The organism is Butyrivibrio sp. XPD2006 (assembly GCF_000420865.1).
In the GTDB taxonomy this organism is placed as follows: domain Bacteria; phylum Bacillota; class Clostridia; order Lachnospirales; family Lachnospiraceae; genus Butyrivibrio.
This window is the reverse complement of record NZ_ATVT01000003.1, coordinates 268,990-287,932: the sequence shown is the minus strand read 5'-3', so window position 1 is coordinate 287,932 and position 18,943 is coordinate 268,990. Positions and strand designations below refer to the sequence as shown.

General features: G+C 37.9%; 14 protein-coding genes. 3 read left to right on the top strand and 11 right to left on the bottom strand.

Going from position 1 to position 18,943, the window contains the following annotated elements; genetic code table 11:
* Window positions 1–22: 22 nt before the first annotated feature.
* Window positions 23–1,621 (top strand): Mbeg1-like protein, encoded by a 1,599-nt coding sequence (locus G590_RS0105060; RefSeq protein WP_022764588.1) that lies wholly within the window; start codon window positions 23–25, stop codon window positions 1,619–1,621.
* Here the strand turns inward: G590_RS0105060 and G590_RS0105055 are convergent.
* A complete protein-coding gene (locus G590_RS0105055) occupies window positions 1,606–3,351 on the bottom strand; it encodes a hypothetical protein (protein ID WP_022764587.1) in 1,746 nt (581 codons plus the stop codon). The genes G590_RS0105060 and G590_RS0105055 overlap by 16 nt on opposite strands.
* Window positions 3,352–3,364: 13 nt before the next feature.
* Window positions 3,365–5,944, bottom strand: coding sequence for an SH3 domain-containing protein (locus tag G590_RS0105050; protein WP_022764586.1), 2,580 nt, complete (start codon window positions 5,942–5,944; stop codon window positions 3,365–3,367).
* Between the two features lie 110 nt (window positions 5,945–6,054).
* On the opposite strand from G590_RS0105050, the gene G590_RS0105045 reads away from it, so the two are divergent.
* Window positions 6,055–7,575: a hypothetical protein gene (locus G590_RS0105045; RefSeq protein ID WP_155828726.1), complete on the top strand. Its 1,521-nt coding sequence runs from the start codon at window positions 6,055–6,057 to the stop codon at window positions 7,573–7,575.
* A gap of 244 nt (window positions 7,576–7,819) precedes the next feature.
* Complete coding sequence (locus tag G590_RS0105040; protein ID WP_022764584.1) at window positions 7,820–8,827, top strand: hypothetical protein; 1,008 nt, start codon at window positions 7,820–7,822, stop codon at window positions 8,825–8,827.
* Window positions 8,828–8,982: 155 nt separating this feature from the next.
* On the opposite strand, the gene G590_RS0105035 is transcribed toward G590_RS0105040, so the two are convergent.
* The 9 genes from G590_RS0105035 to G590_RS0104995 all read right to left on the bottom strand — a co-directional run bounded on the left by G590_RS0105035 (window position 8,983) and on the right by G590_RS0104995 (window position 18,900).
* Window positions 8,983–9,561, bottom strand: a complete 579-nt coding sequence (locus tag G590_RS0105035; RefSeq protein ID WP_022764583.1) for a hypothetical protein — start codon at window positions 9,559–9,561, stop codon at window positions 8,983–8,985.
* A gap of 28 nt (window positions 9,562–9,589) precedes the next feature.
* Window positions 9,590–10,420 carry an FAD-binding protein gene (locus G590_RS0105030; protein WP_022764582.1) on the bottom strand — a complete coding sequence of 277 codons (831 nt, stop codon included), beginning with the start codon at window positions 10,418–10,420 and terminating at the stop codon, window positions 9,590–9,592.
* A gap of 27 nt (window positions 10,421–10,447) precedes the next feature.
* Window positions 10,448–11,851, bottom strand: coding sequence for a lipopolysaccharide biosynthesis protein (locus G590_RS0105025; RefSeq protein WP_022764581.1), 1,404 nt, complete (start codon window positions 11,849–11,851; stop codon window positions 10,448–10,450).
* A 184-nt stretch (window positions 11,852–12,035) separates the two neighbouring features.
* Window positions 12,036–12,683: a DUF1919 domain-containing protein gene (locus G590_RS20450; RefSeq protein ID WP_022764580.1), complete on the bottom strand. Its 648-nt coding sequence runs from the start codon at window positions 12,681–12,683 to the stop codon at window positions 12,036–12,038.
* A 32-nt stretch (window positions 12,684–12,715) separates the two neighbouring features.
* Window positions 12,716–13,795: a polysaccharide pyruvyl transferase family protein gene (locus G590_RS0105015; protein WP_022764579.1), complete on the bottom strand. Its 1,080-nt coding sequence runs from the start codon at window positions 13,793–13,795 to the stop codon at window positions 12,716–12,718.
* A gap of 9 nt (window positions 13,796–13,804) precedes the next feature.
* Window positions 13,805–14,395, bottom strand: a complete 591-nt coding sequence (locus G590_RS0105010) for a hypothetical protein (protein WP_022764578.1) — start codon at window positions 14,393–14,395, stop codon at window positions 13,805–13,807.
* Window positions 14,392–16,182 carry a hypothetical protein gene (locus G590_RS0105005; RefSeq protein WP_022764577.1) on the bottom strand — a complete coding sequence of 597 codons (1,791 nt, stop codon included), beginning with the start codon at window positions 16,180–16,182 and terminating at the stop codon, window positions 14,392–14,394. The genes G590_RS0105010 and G590_RS0105005 overlap by 4 nt, the downstream gene beginning before the upstream one ends.
* A gap of 15 nt (window positions 16,183–16,197) precedes the next feature.
* The gene (locus G590_RS0105000) at window positions 16,198–17,346 is read right to left on the bottom strand and encodes a glycosyltransferase family 4 protein (protein WP_022764576.1); all 1,149 of its coding nucleotides are present in this window, start codon (window positions 17,344–17,346) and stop codon (window positions 16,198–16,200) included.
* 372 nt (window positions 17,347–17,718) lie between these two features.
* Window positions 17,719–18,900, bottom strand: coding sequence for a glycosyltransferase WbsX family protein (locus tag G590_RS0104995; RefSeq protein WP_022764575.1), 1,182 nt, complete (start codon window positions 18,898–18,900; stop codon window positions 17,719–17,721).
* Between the last annotated feature and the right edge of the window lie 43 nt (window positions 18,901–18,943).

The following is an 18,943-nucleotide window of genomic DNA, read 5'->3' as shown; positions in this document are numbered from 1 at the left end:
ATCACATGGCAAAGGTTTAAACATGGCACATATATCCGATTATATCCTCTGGAGAGGTGATCTGTCTTTTTCAGAGAGAGAATTTAGAATTGAAGATAATCTGGTATTCTCAGAGCTTATCTATATAGACTTTAAGCCCGTTTTGCAGGGCGGAAATTCCATGTCCATTCATGATGCAATATCCGAGCTCGATTCAAAAGGTCTTTTAAAAAATACAAGAGCAGGTTCTGTAAAAGAAGACCTTGAATTTGCAAGACACTGCGCAGAATCTGTAAGATTCAGGGATGTGCAGCTTGTGGATTTTCAGGATATCTACGACAGCCAGGACAAACAGTTTGCAGCTGTAACCTATATTATCCCCGGCGGGCCGACCATCATTGCATTCAGAGGCACTGACGCCACCATCATCGGATGGAAGGAAGATTTCATGATAAGCTATACTCATGTTCCTTCCCAGGAGCTTGCACTCTCCTATGCTCAAAAGCATGTTGATGCCGCAAGCTCTGATGTCTATATCCTGGGGCATTCCAAAGGCGCTCATCTCGCGCTTTATTCTGCCGCTCATCTTGAGGGAAGTCAGCAGGACAAGCTACTTCATGTATACCTCAACGACGGCCCCGGGTTTTGTCCCGATATTCTTGATAAATCCCTCATCTACAGGATACTCAGCAAGATCACCAAGATCACGCCCGAATACTCCATTATCGGCCGAATTTTCGAGCCTCCTGCAGGCGAGAGTATTATCATTAAAAGCTCCGCAAACCCGCTTATTCAGCACAGTATACAGACCTGGGTAATTGAACCGGACGGTCCGGTAAAATGCGATGATCACGCACCCGAAAGCCATCTTTTAAATGATCTTATTGAGAGATTTGTTGAAGGTATGGATATGGGGGCAAGAGAGAACTTCGTTGATACGCTCTTTGATTCCATGTCCGAGACCGGCGTCAGTACGATAAAAGAATTTGCAGCGCTTGGGCCGTCAGCCTTTGAAGAACTGATAATGAAGATGGCAGGCAACGACGCCCTGAATCTCAAGAACAAAGTCAAAAAGATAAAAAAAGAGGATGATGATTCAAAGGGACTGTTTGTAAGATTATGGGGACTGATAAACAGAAAACAGCTGATAAGGATCGCACTGTCCCTTGTGCTCTCCGCTCTCTGCTTTGCGTTTCCTGATTTTGCAATGGAATCCGTGGTGTTCCTTGCACTGCTCATAGTATGTATCTATGAATTAGTACTTACCATCAAACACCTACGAGATTCAGGGCTTGAATTCAGAAAAGAAAGACCAAGAGTTATGCTATGCATCATTCTGCTGGTTCTGACATCGGCCATCCTGATTAAACCCGAGGCCCTCTTTGTCATTTCCAGCATGATAATCGGAATCGTATTCCTATCTCTTGCATATCAGAACGTCATTAACTTCAGGCTGTACACCAAGGCGTTTGAACGCTTCAGATCCTCATTTGAGGGCATTGTGACAGTTTTCCTGGGTGGTTACATTCTGATCACACCGGACATTGAAAACAGATGGTACATGCTTTCCTGCGGAATGCTGCTTCTCATAGATGCTATTTTTGAGATCCTTAAGATGCTCAGAGATCACGGACACAGGTGAAAATACCTGTATATTCTGGATTCGCCTGCACCTGCAGTTACTTCTCCCGAAGATCCGACATAGATATACTCATCGGAAAATGCTCCGATATTTTCATCGTTCCCAAAAAGGCTGCAGTCTATAGTCTCTCCTGCAGCGGCCTTGATGGTCCTGTTCTGAAGCCTGTATTCTGCTGTGCTCTTTTTATCTTTCAGATATGAATCTATCTCCTCAGAAATGTTCCTGATCCTGTTATTATCATCATCAACAAGCCAGTCCTCAAGGATAAGGTAGTTATCCCCTGCTCTTGTCTCAAATCTGAGTGTGAGGCTTTTGGCGTAATTGCCCATCTCCCCCTCATCATAGGCGCTGCTTATATGCTTAATATCATAATTCAGATACTCTGTTATCTCCACTTTGTATGAAGATCCGCAGGGAATCCCGTCATAATAGTCAGTGACATTCTCAGCCACGGGGTTTCCGTCAACAAAAACAGTGAACTTTGCCACTTTTGAAGTATTATTCTTTTTGGCTCCGTCTACCAGTGAGCCTATGTCAAGTACCGGATAAAAATATCTGTATACCGTTTCATTCCTGCTTCCAACCGTGATCTTTCGAGATGAGCCCACATAGCAGTAATTGTTATGATATGCTCCCGGCAGAGGGTCATCTCCCCACAGTGAGCCATCAATAACATCTCCCGGAGAGGCATTTATACTTCTTGGAACAGCGCTGTGTTTTCCATTGCTGTTGCCGGCCTCCAGATATCTGTCCACCACGTCTGTGATTTCCATCAGCCTGACGCCGTTTTTGTCTACAATCCAGTCCTGACAGGTTACTGAAACATCACCCGGCCTTGTGGCAAAAGACAGATCGACATTTATTCTGTCAGTTCCCATGGTACCTGTGATATCCTCATCGTCCATGCTCAAATATTCAACTCCTACCCAACATGGCTTGATCTGATACGTTGATCCGCAGGGAACAGACGAACAATAATCACTGATCCTCTCTTTTACCACTTCACCATCAACATAGAGATCAAAAAGGGCCACATCCGCATCATTAACCCCGGCATCCTTGCAACTTCCTCCGTCAAGCAGATAATTCACATCAAGTACCGGATAAAAATATCTGAAAACCCTGGTTCCATTCTCAGAAACCTTCGTATCCCCCGAGTTGCCGATATAAATATATTTATCGGAATAAGCCTTGTATCCTTTGTCGTTCCCCCATTTGGAGGGATTGATCTTGGAGCCGTATTTGACCTGCATGGTCCTGTCTACCACCTTGTAATCCTTGGCGCTGTTACCGGCTTTTAGAAACTTATCCACATCAGATGTGATGTTGGAAATGAGATTCCCATCTTTGTCTACAAGCCAGTCCTCACATATTACATCCAGCTTATCAGACCAGTGTGCTTTATAGGAAAGATCTCCAAGCTGTCCCGCTCCCACTTTGACATTTACCTTGGGATCTTTGCCGTTTGACCCTGTCCAGCCCGTAAACCTAAAGCCTTTCCTCTCAGGTATTCCAAGACTGATCTCGCCCGAGCCGATCCCATATGTCTGTGTCAGCACTTCACTTCCGTCTCCCAGGTCAAAAGAAATTGTGTAGGTCTTAAATACGGCAAACAATCCTCCACACAGCACTGTGAGAAACACTGCTGTCACCACCACTAAAAGTGCCGTCTGTGATATAAACTTTTTTCTGTTTTGATTTTTGATTATTTTCTGCTCTGACTTATCCATGAAATCTGCCTTATTACCAGTTATGTATCTGCTTGTTTAAATAGACTCCGGAATATCCCATATCCTTGATGGCTGCTATAAATCCCGGATCAACATTTATGACCGAAGTGCCATCTCCCTGAGGCACCGAGAGATTAAAGTATTTCTTCTGTTCCCTCTCACTCCCCTGATTGTAGGTCCCGTAATATGTAATAGTCTGAGGTGTTCCCTCTCCATCAGTAATGGTCAGGGTTCCCTGCAAAACTCCTGCGCTCCAGATTGAACACTTCCTGTTATCTTCAGTCCACTGAACCGAATACCCCGCCTTTTGCTGTGGCTTTTGTTTCTGTGCCTGCTGCTGAGTGTTCTGCTCCTTTTGACCATCCTCCGGAGCAGCCTCCTGTTCGTTCTCTGCCTCTTCTTCCTGTCCGGGTTCTTCTGCCTGCTGCTCAGGCTCCGTATAAACCGTCAAAAACTCGGTAACAGCATAGAGCTCCCGCCCGTTGTAGTTTACCTTTGACCAGCCGTTTTCACCTATGGCAGTTCTTGTTACAGTTTCCCCTGTTTCCAGTGGATGAACCACCACAGAATCCGCACCGATACTGGGAATGGATCTCAAATTAACAACTCCGTTTGCTCCGGTGACCACTTCATCTACAGTCGCATACGAAGCCTTAGGATCGTAAATGTGGTAATCTCCGCCGCTTACTCCGGGATCCGGATCTCCTACCGGGGCCTCTTGATCTTCAGGTTCTTCTTTCGGGATCTGCTGATCATCACCAGCCTGTTCTTCCTCAAGCTCCTGCTCCCATTGTGATAGGGATTCTGTCTGCGCATCTTGCTCTGCCTGCGTTTGATCATCTGCCTGTGTCTTCTGTGCTGTCCAGGCATTGGGAATTGTCCCTATCCCACCACCTGTCTGTTCATCAGACTCGCCTTGCTCTTCGGGCTCCGTGATAGTTTTAGACTCTGCATTGGCAAGTTCCGCAGCAAGAAGTTGTTCCTGCCTCTCATCTATCGCAACCTGAACCATTGATTCGACTGCTCCTGCGCTATCTACAGGATTGATAAATCTGTATACACCTGCCACCAGCAGCACTATAAGTCCTGCAGCAAGCGCTGACTCAGTAATATATCCCAGCACCATCGCACCTCGCTGCAGATGCAAATTCCAGGCAGCTTTCTTATCTGCTATTTTTTCATTGCTCTGCAATTCGCCGGCAACCTCTTTTTCCTGTACTGCAAGTTTCAAAGCCAATCCAACCAGGATCGCATATATTGGAAGGGAAGCACTTGAAAATGGGTAAAACAGGCTCTGTGCCAGGAAAAGAACTGTAATTGCAAGATACCCCTTTTCCACCTCACTGCATTCAGGATCCTTATATATATCTGCCACTCTGTATAGCGCGATGCTCATCAGGGCCACCAGAACAGCTACTCCAATAACTCCATACACCTGCAGAACATGCCATATCTCTCCGGATGAACCCTTGACCGACTCCCAAAGACCGTTTGTTACTCCATACAGTGCCTTACCTCCGACTGATTTCTGAAGTCCCGCACCTTTGCTTCCAAATATGAAAGCTATGAATAGTACCGCGCTTATGATCAGCATGATCCCTCTGCATCTTGCTGAAAGTGCAGCGGCATAACCATCCTTCTCATCCTGTTCTTTTCCTTCCATCTTTTCCCAGAAACTGCTCACTAAAAGCCCGGCGACAGCTATCACGATATCTATGTAGATACTATACTCAAGGTCAAACTCCCTTGTAATTCCCTTTGCTCCAAAATATGTCAGAAGAGGCGCATTTGAAGCGCAAAATCCATATAGGAATATGAGGATAATGCTCTTTTTCATATTTGGGGATGTTGGCTCTTTTATAAATGAAAGTCCCATTATAAGGAGCATCATAATGCAAAATGCCATCATATCGCCATAGAGAAAGAAAAGGACAAGCCCGGCTGCTACTGCCACCAGATAGAGTTTTTGCATCCTGTCATTCTGCTCACTCAAATAAAGGACAGAACCGGCCAGTACAGAAAGCATGAGAAGTGGGATTAAAGATCTTGGACTTTTTAGAAGATTTTCCCCGCCGAGAATTGTTGCCGTTGCAGTAAATATGTATCTGTACATGCTAAGGTACACTAGCGCAAAGGATGCTGTCATGAGCTGAAGATAATACCTGTGCAATGTGCTGTTTTTATTTATATATAAAGAGCAGAACAAAAGAAGTATTGCTTCAATATACAGATATGTATGAGGCATCTCCTTATTATTGGATATGAACTGCCTACCAAAGTTAAACAGGATAAGAAGGAATATGACAACTGCAAACGCCATTCTGTAATCCGATGTTATGTTCACAATCTCTTTTTCCTTGATAAATCTGTAAAGGCACCTAAGCCCCAGAAGTAGCACAACAATGCCCACAAGAATATCCTTGCCGGATAATCCCATCAGCGCCTTAGTCTGATATGTATATAACGGGAAAAGAAATATGATAACCCTGAAAAGATAATCAACTAAAGAATCCGTACCACTAATGCTCGCAGGAAAAACAACGGAGTAAATCCTCTTCCAATCGATCTTTAGACCAAATCTTATTTTTTTCATCTCACCTAAAACCCACAGATTTTTTATACTATAAACAATTCTATGGTATTTTTAATATCGTTTCAAGCTTATGTGATACATTTTCCATCTTGATGTAGTACAATAATCTCATGGGACTCATACTACTTTTTATTTCTTTTATCATATCTGCGCTGCCGAGCCTCTTTCTGTCGGCACCTCCGGTGGAAGATGCCCTTGGGACTATGGGGGCTGCTGCCTATCTGGCAGGTTACGACTGGAGCAGTTTTCTATCTACAGACGGATTCTTTTACAAGTACGGAATGACCTGTTTTTATCTTCCGGCTTTTCTCTTCATCAAAGATCCTGTTATCAGATACAAATTCCTTCTTTGTTGCAACAGTGCTCTGGATGCCTTTATTCCTGTTCTCATTTTCAGAATATCCAAAAAACATTTTGGCTTTGAAAAAGAAGAATCCTTTTGGCTGTCCCTGATATGCGGAATGATGCCGTCAGTTCTTTTGTATACAAAATACACCTGGGCTGAGCCCGCTCTTTTCCTGGTTCCGTGGGTTATCATATATCTTCTTTTGGAGTTATACTCGGCCGGTACAGATTCCGGCAGAAAAAAGAACATGCTCAGCGCAACACTTGGTTTTATCTGCGTTTACGCATTTATGTGTCACCAAAGGGGGATTATTATTGTACTATCAACTCTTCTGACACTTTTACTCATAAGGATCATGGCCAAAAGGACTCTTGTCTCGGGGAGATTTTTTGGTATCAGTTTCATTGTATCTATTCTTCTGGACAGAGTTTGTAATCATCTCTTAAGGGAATATGTTTATCTTGGTATAAAGCCTGCCTACAACCTGCTGGACAGCTTCTTTGATCCCCAGCTATACAGAGAGCTCTTTTCCCTGTCCGGTCAGATTGTTTTAATTAAATCGTTTTGTGGGTGGATGATGAATGTATGTGTATCCGGAATGGGGATCACGATGATTGGAATTATAGCCGGGACGGTTTCTGTCTTTGGGTTTGCTTCGCGAAGATCAAAAGGTGCTTCTTTAGAACGATTCTCTATTATCTCCCTCTTTAGCCTGCTTACTTTTGCAGGAGCCTTTTTACTGGGGCTTTTATTCTTTTTCCGGACAGCTATGGCTTACTGGGATGGCACTGCTGTCAGCAGGTGCGACCACCTCGTATTTGGAAGATACCTGGAAAGCATGTACCCGGTTCTCATGTATATGGGGACGTACTCACTTATCGCAAAAAAAGAGCGGATAACACCAAAATCAGTTTATCCGGCAACTGCCCTGTATATGTTCTTTTCCCTGTATTTCGGAGTCAGGATAGCCCCTGCCATGAAGGGAGCCGACTGCTATGTTCATTCACTGATGTCTATGAACTACTGCTTCGATGCCCGTAGTGTCACTATGACTCAGGATGTTATAGATAACCTTCCCACGGCGCTTATCATTGCATGTATTGTTTCATTTATCATATTTGTGATAATCCTTGTCCTCTCACATTCAGGAAACTTCAGGCTGTGTGCCATGATCCTGCTCAGCTGCTTTTTATATATTTACGTCGTGAGCTTTGTTAATATAATCCTGAAAGTTGACGCCTGCTGCGCCACCAGATATGCGACGTTCTATCTGGGATATGGGTGATGTTTCAAGACAAAATGCACTTCTCTTTTACTATACCTGGAGTATCGTAAGTCTGCCTGACCATTTGCTCTACAAAAAATCTTAAGAATTCTACAAAAAATCTTAAGAAATTTCGACGGTAAATCTTAAGATTTATTTGTTACGATTGTTTCTATGCTCATTCCGAGCCAGTTGTCACATTCGTGACGGCATCAGCATTTTCGCTGAGTTTATTCACATTTTTTACATTTTTGAAAGGACTTTTATGAACACAGGAACAAGAAACTCTGGAAAACTATCTTTTAATGAAGCGAAGAAAAGTGTCGCCTCTATGAACCTTATTGATGGATTCCTCTTTGACAGCACCCTTGAAAACAAAGATGACGCAAAAGTAATAATGAAAAGCATCTTAAAAGCAGTCTTTAACAAAGACTTTGTCATCGATGATGTTACGTCCCAGAAATCGTATCAGGCTATCGACACTTCCTATCATGGAATTCGCTTTGATGCCTATATCGAGGAAGATACACAAAACAACAATTTTATTGCCACAATTTATGATGTAGAAATGGAAAACAGAGAATCTGACAGAAAGTATCTTCCCAAAAGATTCAGATACTACGGAGCCCTGCACGACGTAAAAAGCCTTGAATCCGGAAACGACTATGACGAGCTTCCAAACTTTGTATCCGTTACCATCCTCTCCTATGACCCATTTGGGGCCGGTGACATGTATTACGAAGCAAGTACTTGTTTATTAACGCATCCAAACATAGCCTATGATGACGGAATACGTCACATTTACCTTTACTGCAATGGAAATTCTAACTTTGATGCCCTTGGCAGTCCGGTAAAAATATCATCTGAGCATAGTAAAAAGCTTAAAGAGATGTTAAAATACATAGTAACAGGACAGAAACCCTCTGTTCCAAACAACGATATTGATGCTATAGAAAATATCGTTACAAAAGTAAAAAATCGGAAGGAGGTCATCGGCAAATATATGCAACAATGGGATCGTGAATTGTCATTAAAACGAGATATTACTCGTGAAGTTACTCGTGAAGTTACCCGTGAAGTTACTCGTGAAGTTACCCGCGAAGTTACGGAAGATGCTGCATTAAAACTCATTTGTTTCTCCCGTAGGCACCATATACCGGATGAAGAGATTCGTGAAAACCTTGTTAATGATTACAATCTTACCAATTCAAAAATCGATGAACTCTTCGCAAAGGCTGATACGAAGGAGACTTTGGCAGTAACCGCTAATTGATTGTCATTTAGGGAGCAGCGCATAGCTGCTCCTTTTTCTTGGGTAAAAGACATATCTGTTTACTGAACTTTGTGATAAATTCTACTAAGTGCCTGTCACCCTTTCAGTAATTGTCATGTCATTCAAGACCGCCTTTACAGGCGGTCTTGATTTAGTCAGTTCCCTACTCGTCCTTCTGCTTTTCCAAAAGAGTTATAGTGTTCTAAAAGTTTATCCCCATCCGGGCCAATGGCAGTCTGAAGATCTTCATACCTACTGTAATATTGATAAGCATTGAATTCCTCACTATTACCCGCATAGGATTTCAATCCAACAACAGTTACCGCATTGGCAATGTCACCCTTTCTGGTCTGAATTGCTTTTGCTTCCTTAGTATTTCCTTTTTCGCCAAAGAAACCTTGAAGGTATTCAAATCCAGCATATCCTTTCTCATCAAAAACCTGCGTTACATCTGTACCGGCACGAATAACAAACTTCATATCTGTGCCATCTTTATTCCATTTTACAGTTACCTGGACATCAGGGCGCTCAATCATAGCATCTCTGATCTCCGGAGAGAAAGATGTGAACTGGCCAGCCTTAATGGTCAATTTCTTATTAGCATCAGCATTACGAATCTTTTTTGCTGTAGACTTTGACCAGGAAGAGTACTTGGTTACTCCGGCGGCGGAACTTGTTACCGGAATTGATAACGCCAAGAGTAAAACAACGAATAATGTAATGATTTTCTTCATAGTGTCTCCATTTCTATGACTTATTTTTTTATTCCCACACAATAACCTCTCGCTTGCATTCCTGCCCAAGGATTTCATGCATACGCTCTACTTTTTTAATACATTTCATAGCATCGTCAAATGTTCCACCATCATTAAGAAGCCAATTGGTAGTCTTGTTCGAGAAGTGGCAGTTCCCACTTTTAATTGAAAACCTTTTCGCAAGCTTCATAATGTACTTATTACTCTTACAGAAAACAGATCCAAAGTTCGGGCAAGAGTTGTCCTGAGTCAGCCTACAATGATCTATACGCTGTTGAATGAGCCTCTCGCTATCTTCAGAAGTTATTTCGGGGAAAGAGAACCCCACCGATACTATTACCATACCAGAATGTTTAAAAAGAGAATCTCTATAGCCAAAATTACATTCATTTTTTGTTAGATACTTGAGTTTACCGCCTTCTATAGCTACTACCTTATCGATATAATCTGAGATACACTGATGATAGGATTTACCACGGCCTGCATTCATAACAGTGGCACCTCCGATTAAACCGGGCACAGAGTATAAATATTCTATTCCACCATACCCCTCGGAGTTTATTCTCTTGATTAATTGCTGCAACCTAACGGATGCCCCAACCTTGTATTTGCCTTTCCCATATGAAATAAAATCAGTGTTAAATGATCCGACATCAATGACTTTGTTGAAATCATGGTCTGCTGCGAGGATATTGGATCCTCCACCTATTATTCTGGCTTCATCGCTATATATACTTATAAGTTCCTGTGCATTTTCTGGTATGTAATATTCCTTTACAATTCCACCTGTTTTAAATGTGGTGTGACCACTTAGTCTTTCATTAATTAATACTTTCACAGTAATTCCTTTCCAAAACGTTCAAACTCACATTGATGATTTCCTTAGAAGTTTTTTTGAAATATTTAAGAGAAATGCTCTATTTATATTTATTGCAAATATAAAGCCTAATAGTGCATTAAGCACATATATAAAAGGTGTTCTGAATAAGCTAAAAATGCATATAGCGCCTAAAAAAACGGAATAAGCAATAATCTGTATATAAGAGTAATTGATTTCCTGAAAACGCTTAATATCGAAAAGCCTAAATACAAACAGGAACAGGTAGCTTACCAGTGTAGAAACAGATCCTGCAGATATGCCAATGCTATTGACAAGGAGCAGATCTAATAACAGATTTATTACTGCTGCTATAATAGTTGTTACTCCGACGTTAACAGTTCTTTTGTGTGCAATGTAAATCCCACCCTGAAAGCTGGACATACATCCAAAGAATACACCCAGAAAAAGAATTGGCATCTGATAATAGGCATCCTCATATGAGCCCCGTATAAGTAATATAAACAGTAATGGTGAGGATACAATTATTAATGCCGTTATACCTGCAATCAATGAAAGCATATCTTTAAAAACTTTGGAATAGTATTCGGCGGCATCTTTATCATTAAGTGCAATAGATGCATTTTCCTGCCATGCCATTACTACAACCGATTTAGCCATATTTAGAATATTTGGAATGTTATTTGCAGCTGCATATATAGCGTTGGCTTCAACCCCAAGGAAAAATGTAATTACAATTCTATCTGATACTTTTAATACCCAGTTGGAAAGGTTATTTGGAACCATTGGCCAGGAATAAGCAATGCATTCTTTTATCACTAACAATGAAACCGATTTAACAGATATATAAGAAAGTAAATCTTCTTTAATAAATATAAATAGCATTGCTAGAATATAGCTCAAGCATATTCCCGTAAGAACTCCCCATAATCCAGATTTTAGGAATACAAGACAAATAAATACAAACATTGTCTTTAGCCCAGATAATATAAATGATGCAATTGAATACCCAACATTATCCGCGAGTCCTCTGGCAATATATGAAAGAAGGGTGAAAAAAGCATCAGAAATAATGTACATTCCTATGATGATTCTTTCGAATGTAGCATTAGTGTAAATACATGCAAATATCAGTACAGTTATCAAAGAAACAATAAGTGTGAAAAAGAAAATACTGCTTATTATTGACTTGCTTTTTTCTTTATTCTCTCTTGCTTCAATCAAGAAACGAAACGCGGAAGAGTGAATTTGTAATGTTGCTATAGGTAGCAAGAGCGAGATAATTGTAAGAAGGTAATCATATTCTCCATATTCTGAAGTACTGAAATGCCCTGTTATTAATGGAATATAAAGAATACTAAACAAATTTGGAAGGAACTGGCCTAAAGCCAGAATAAACGTATTTTTGGCAAATTCTTTTTCTCTAGACATCTATATATTGTTCTTTCTATATTGTAGTTCTATTTAGTTTGTGCTTTCCCAGAATGTACCAGTATTGGGGATATTTTAGATCTGAATATATCTATTTATTCAACAAAATTGTACATAGTATCAATCCATAAATGGGGTACCTTTTAAAAGGGATTAACCTTCTTAAGAAATTTAAATCATATCGTCAATTAAGCCAAGAAACATAATCAAAAAAGGTTTCGAAATATTTATGAAAGCCTCTAGGCATGTTGTCTGTTATATTAGGACGTACTATACCACGATTATCTAAATGCCAATAATCACCTGGCAACAAAATAGCCCCCTCGCAATTGCACTCTTTAGTTACAAACACTGCTGTCTTATATGGAGATACTTCAAAGAGTTTTTTTACAAGTAGTTCATCACTGTGCATATTCCACGAATTACCAAGAACATAGATTTTATCATAATTAATTCTTTTACGTCTTCTTTCCCATGCATCAATTGCATCTTCGCAGTTCTTGTAGTGCAGGCAACATATTTCCAGATCACCAACAGCAATTTTAGGATAATGAATTGAACTGTCTATTGGATCTATATATTCATCGTTAAGCGGAACAGCTTTAATGCTCATATAATATTTAAAGTTCTGAACAAGTTTAATGAAATTCTCTCCTTCTATAAACATGCCAATGGTAGGAGACTTAAATTCTAAACCTAGGTTTTTATATATTACACCCCCTATACAATTCTGAGATATTAGTGTAAAATCTGTGTTTCTGTTCTTTGCCCGAGTACGCAACAGATATGTGTATCTAAGCACACGATAGAATACCTTTTTAATAGTGTACATTTATTAATCTCACTTCCTTATATTCTACAAAACTATTTTTCCTCAGTGATAGAAGGAGTAACTAAATCACAAATCTTTTGGACACAATGGCTTAAGTACTGTTTTGAACTATTTACGTTATAATTCATTAATTTATTTATTTTATTATAATCTGGATTTTGCTGAAGGATATTTTTTACTTTTCTTTCGCTAGAAAAAACTCTGTCCTCCAAATGATATTGTGTAATAGTATCTTGTAATTTAGATGATGCAGCTTTGGGGATAATAAAGTTCTTTTGATATATGAGAGCAAACATTAACCCGTGAAAACTATCTGTAACCACAACATCTGAGTGATGCATTGCGTATAGAAATTGAAATGGTGTCATGCCAATATTTTTATCTGCCCACTTTATTTTAGCAAAAGAAGATACAGTAATAATTTTTTTCTCATCTGCATAATCTTGTAATTGTTCAATGAAGTCCAGCGCATAATCTTCAATGGCATATAGATACAACATCATAAAACGAGTTGGCAATAGGATTTTTTTTTCAAAAGATTCCCATTTACTCTTTTCTAATAAAAGTGTAGGATCTACAACTGTTACTATTTTTCTATCTAGCAAAGATGAAATGATTTTTCTGCTTCTTTCATCTCTGACGGAAATACAATCTATTTTTTTTAACATATCAATTATTTCCGGTTTTTTTTGAAAGTCCTCTGCTTTAGCATTATTAATAGAAGGAGCATACGATATAGTTATATTGTTAATTCCATATCCAAATAATACTTTATTCTCATATATGGATTTACGACTAGTATTCCAAATCTCGTCGCTTCCTAAAATAACCATATCTAAAGAGTTTGCTTTTTTTATAGAACAATAATCAAACTTGTTAAGATATGGAATATTACCGCCATGTCTAATGCAGACAAAAAAAAGATTATTCAGACGAAAATGTGTCAGCTCATTTTTTAAATGTGCTAACAGAGTTCGAATTGGCTTTCTGGCGTTATGTTTTATAAAGACAGGATGATGTCCGCAATTTCTCAAATATTTTTGAAGTGCAAATGCTTGAAGATAAGCTCCATAGTTGTTGGCTGCATAAAGAGTCACTATACCAATTTTCATAAATAGTAATCACCTATAAGAATAATAATAAGTACCAATTGCGAGATCTTTTATATATTTTTTGGGGTAGTAAGCGCACATAATTTGATCAATGTATATTTTAGAATCCTGTGTTGCATTTGCAGATAAATAAAAGTCGCCGCTTGAAGTTCCCTCTTCTATGAGATATGTGTATAATTGTGGTTTATCGGTTAAATGCAAACTGAATTCGTGACCAGAAATACAAATTTTAATATCCGCATTAGCTGCATCTGTATAACCGGCTATTTGTATAACCATCGGCTGCCCGGATGAATCAATTCGTCCTGAATACATCCCTACAACTTCTTCATTTCCAATCAATCTATATGTTCCATATTTAGTAATTGTATTGATGCTTAGACAAGCAGTTCCTATATTGTTATTATTTCCGCTAATAAAAAGGATTTTGTTATTCTCAGGGTTAACATCAATTATTTTGTGATCAAGTATAATATTTCCTGAATAAAAAGAATCACATGCGTTTGAAAAACTTATTTTCTCACTAATGGAATGAAGCAAAAAAGCTAATAGCAAGAATGAAGTAATAAATGATAATCTACTAACATAAGGATTCTTCATTTCAACACACTTTCTATTATTCTTGCATATTCATTTCCACAATAATATACATACTCATTATCATCTAATTGAATATAAGAATAATTATTCAAGAAATGGCTTTTTATAATTCCGTTACTGAACAATATACAGTTGTCAATACCATCGGGGGGAAGTCCTGGAACGATATGCATCGAGTAATTCATAAACTGATACATATGCCATATTTCATCAGAAGACTTATTCCGTATATCTATAACATAAATATCAGGATTGTCTATTTCATTTGATATTGAGCATAATAATTCATATCCGGAATTAGCATACGAATAGTATTTTATTTCCGTAAGATGATTATCATTAAAGTACATATTCCATAAAAGAAAATTTACATACACTAACATAACGCCAGCCAATATATCAAGATATTTCCTATTTGATAGAAAAAAAGTCATTCCCCAAACAATGGCGATAAATATGATGAATTGAATACTGGCAGTCCAAAGCATATGGTCTGCCTTAACCCCTTTATCTTGGATAGCATGTATTAGAAAAAAGCGAATTCTTTTATTATCTATAAATGGGACAACCTTTTGAAGATAGTATATGCTCATGACAATAATTGAAAGGGAAGAGATAAGTACTGCCTTTTTTCGTAAATAATGGTTATTGTAAATAATAAGTATCGCCATTAAGACCATTCCCGGAATAAAAGTGCCTGCATATCTTGGATAATAAAAAGCCCTATATTGGGTTACATAATTAGCTCCCGAGCTAATTCCATCCGCAGCACCTTTAGACCATATATAAGCCATACCAGCTAAGCATACAATGTATGCAAAAAAGAAATAAAGTCCGACAAAGAATTCTGTAGTCATATAAATATTTTCATGGTTTTTCACTATCTTATAAATAAGAATGCAAAATGTGACAATAGCAATAAAGCCAACACCAAGTGTTAATGAATAATGATTGATCAATGTTGAAATAACAATCATGAACATAACCTTGATCCTAAGAAAGTAATCACTCGCTGTTAACTTACCCGATAATGTGGCAGCAATTGAGGAATTTCTAGCAGTACCGACCCAAATAAACGATTGGTAATATTTAAGTAAAATCTGAACACTAAAGTACTCGATAACGGAAAGATACCAGAACCATCTGTGGACTAATTGCTCTTTATGTGAAAACCATAAAGCGATTGATAATAAAGCAAATGCAAGCAAATAAATCACTGCCCTTGTATGGACAGTGTACATATATGCAAATATCATCAATAAAACTATTTCATATTTTGTTTTTTTCCCTTGAGGACAACAAAGCATAACAAATAGCATATAACATATGATGGCACCAATAAAATCTAACATCACCTCATTAGTACCAGCTACGGCAGAATAATTGCTTGATAAAGCTGTTGAGGAAACAATAACTGCAATAGCGACTCTGTTAACGCGATTATTTATGTTTGTAAATTTGGCAATAATGCAGTAATACACACATGCGCATAATCCAAATAAAAGATCAGACAAAAAGCCCAAAAGCCAATAAATATGTATACTTTTCAATCCTAAATAATAGAAAGGCGCTAAAAGCCACGAAACTCCTATACCATAGTATCCTGCAGTAGTAACAACATCTCGCCAATCATAACCAGCAAGAAATGCAGCTGGTGATATTAGTGAAACTTGATCACATCCACTAGCGACAGGAAGACCATGAGGAGTAATTATAAATCTGACAAAAGTTACGATGAAGAACGTGATAACAACATCTATAAAATTACTGTAACCCTCATTTTTCATTTATTTATCACTCTTTCATATACTTCTACAAAATTGAATAAAATTAGCAGATGCTTTCCTATAATGAAAATTAGTATAGGCAAAGTCCTGTCCCTCTTTAGCAATTAGACGACTTTTTTCAATGGCTGCGAAACTCTCAATTATTCTATTAGCAGCTTCTTCATATGTATCAAAAAGAATACCTGTTTTTTGATTAGATAGTATTTCCATGGTTCCGCCTTTATTCCTACCTAATACTAAGCATCCAGCTAACATAGCCTCAACAGTAACCCTTCCAAAGCCTTCGGCTTTAGAATTCATTAAAAGAATATCATTGTTTTTTAATACTCCTGATATATCATTTGTGAAGTCTTCGATTTTTACATGACCTGTAAGATCATATTTTTCAATGAGCTCATCTACTTCACTAATATAACTCTTCATTCCCTTCCCAATAAATACCATCTTAAAAGACATAAAGCCTTTATTTTTTAATAGATTCATTATCTCAATTGACTCTTTTACCCCTTTACCAGCTCTTATCGCACCAATTTGGACAATACTAATATATTCTTTATTGAAAATAATGTGGTCTGGGTTATAATACCTATGCACATCAAATCCATTATAAAAAATAGTACTATGACGAATATTATATAATTGCATATACTTAGTTTTCACAAACTGTGAAATAAAAATGACACCGTTTGACTTTTCAATAATATTTCTCATGAGTTTCTTATTTCTGTACTCTATACCATAATCATCTTCCATCATTTCGCGAATATATTGCACGTGTGGCTTATTCATCACAAAAGCCGCACGTGCGCCAACATCAACAGCTGAAGAATTTGTACATATAAGATCAATTTTATTTTCTTTTATATATTTTGTAATAGAAAACTTTGACAGATAGTTTATCACATCAAATATTAGATATTTGAAAGAATACTTTTTTCCAATTTCTCTATAATTCTTTCGGAATAACATTTCAGTACAATCTATATTATTTTCAGCAAATAGTTCTTTTGCTGCTATTTTAGTTCCGATTTTTTTTGGAATTATTACTGTACAATGAATGTCTGGATATAGTTCTTGTATACCACGTATTAACATGATAAGACTTTGAGTTGATCCACCTACACCAGATTCATGAGAAACAAACAGTATTTTTTTTATTTTCATTTCTCGCCTCCCATAAAACATCTTTTGGAGTCTTAGTATAATTTATACTCTTTCAATGAGTTTTTGGTATATCCATTCACTTCAAGCATTCTCGACAATTGTAAAATAATAATAATATACTCATCTCCAGTGTAGTTTGTTGGTGCCTAGCTATTTTATTTCTATTAGTCCTGCAGAATTAAAAAAGCATAAGAGAATTAATGCAACTAAAATCAGATAACTAAAAAACGTTAATTCAGATCAACTATCGCTAAGACATATTGAGTTCTCTGCCCCTATCTTATTGCAGACGCAAAATATGTTCTAATAGTCCTAATCAATATAATGTATCAAAGTTCATGAATATTGTCTGCTCACATATTATTAGCTCATTTACTCCCATTCACCATTTTTCATAAGAGTATCTTTAATAGCGTTTAGATATCCGAACTTGAACTTCTCATCTGGCTCAAGATGTGCTCCTTCAGCCCACTCATTCCAAGCGGTAACAAAAATATAATCTTTTTTGTATTCTTTTTGAATGCGTTTAATATGCAAATCAAAATATTTGCGGAATTTATCAGGGGTGGCACCATAAACCACGCGCCCTTCCCATTTTCTTCGTGCAGTATTATCCCAGCTTACAAATGCTCCGGGGTAATAATTCTCTATCACTCGATGTTTCAATATTGTGCGCCAGACCAAATCATAACTAATGCGATTTATTATTAGTCGCTTTATGAAGGCTGGACATTTATAGTCACATACTTTGGCTATAAAACATGAAAGCATACGGATAATAGTTTTTGCGTAGTAATACAAATTGAACGGAAAGAATTCTATCAAGTCAGCAACAAAATGTTTGATATTACACTGTTTAAGCGCGGCGATAGTGTATCCAGGTTCATACATTATGCATGCATCTGTAACGCCTAAAGATTTTGTGTATCTGTTTTTGGCACAATAATTGCTGCCTTGAGCCATTATATATAGACCATTAAGACCGTTATCCTTAGCAAGTTTTTTCCATAGAAATACCATCTTTTCATAGCAAGGCATTATCTCCGGTCTATAAACAAGAAGGATAGGCATATCATTAATCCTTATATACCTTTTGTCCTTAAGAAATGGCAATAAGTAATAAAAATGTTCTTTCCAATCGTTTTCGTCTCCATATTCTTGCTTAATCAGAACTTCACCTTTTCCTTTTCCACCATTCCAACGCCGTGTCCATGTTTCGTTTGCCCAGCATAAACAGAAAGGCATATCAATAGTCTTGTTAGAAAGAAACTCTTCAACCGGTTTTTGCATCAGTAACTTTCCATTAAACCAATAATGGTAAAAACAAAAGCCATAAATACCATAATGTTTTGCTAAGTCAACCTGAGTTTTCATCGTCTTGGGGTCAGATAAGTCGTAGTATTTTTCATCTAACGGGGTATGTGGCTGATAATGACCCTTGAACAATGGTTGCGCTTTTTTTGTATTAGTCCATTCTGTAAATCCCTTTCCCCACCATTTATCATTTTCTGGAAAAGTATGAAACTGTGGAAGATAAAACGCTATTATTTTCATGCTTTAACAATATCCTTCTATAAAGTATTTCTATAAATTTCTA

Bases quoted from the DNA above. Each gene is read 5' to 3' on its own strand.
- G590_RS0105060 (WP_022764588.1), top strand. From the start codon at position 23: ATGGCACATATATCCGATTATATCCTCTGGAGAGGTGATCTGTCTTTT.
- G590_RS0105055 (WP_022764587.1), bottom strand. From the start codon at position 3,351: ATGGATAAGTCAGAGCAGAAAATAATCAAAAATCAAAACAGAAAAAAG.
- G590_RS0105050 (WP_022764586.1), bottom strand. From the start codon at position 5,944: ATGAAAAAAATAAGATTTGGTCTAAAGATCGATTGGAAGAGGATTTAC.
- G590_RS0105045 (WP_155828726.1), top strand. From the start codon at position 6,055: ATGGGACTCATACTACTTTTTATTTCTTTTATCATATCTGCGCTGCCG.
- G590_RS0105040 (WP_022764584.1), top strand. From the start codon at position 7,820: ATGAACACAGGAACAAGAAACTCTGGAAAACTATCTTTTAATGAAGCG.
- G590_RS0105035 (WP_022764583.1), bottom strand. From the start codon at position 9,561: ATGAAGAAAATCATTACATTATTCGTTGTTTTACTCTTGGCGTTATCA.
- G590_RS0105025 (WP_022764581.1), bottom strand. From the start codon at position 11,851: ATGTCTAGAGAAAAAGAATTTGCCAAAAATACGTTTATTCTGGCTTTA.
- G590_RS20450 (WP_022764580.1), bottom strand. From the start codon at position 12,683: ATGTACACTATTAAAAAGGTATTCTATCGTGTGCTTAGATACACATAT.
- G590_RS0105015 (WP_022764579.1), bottom strand. From the start codon at position 13,795: ATGAAAATTGGTATAGTGACTCTTTATGCAGCCAACAACTATGGAGCT.
- G590_RS0105010 (WP_022764578.1), bottom strand. From the start codon at position 14,395: ATGAAGAATCCTTATGTTAGTAGATTATCATTTATTACTTCATTCTTG.
- G590_RS0105005 (WP_022764577.1), bottom strand. From the start codon at position 16,182: ATGAAAAATGAGGGTTACAGTAATTTTATAGATGTTGTTATCACGTTC.
- G590_RS0105000 (WP_022764576.1), bottom strand. From the start codon at position 17,346: ATGAAAATAAAAAAAATACTGTTTGTTTCTCATGAATCTGGTGTAGGT.
- G590_RS0104995 (WP_022764575.1), bottom strand. From the start codon at position 18,900: ATGAAAATAATAGCGTTTTATCTTCCACAGTTTCATACTTTTCCAGAA.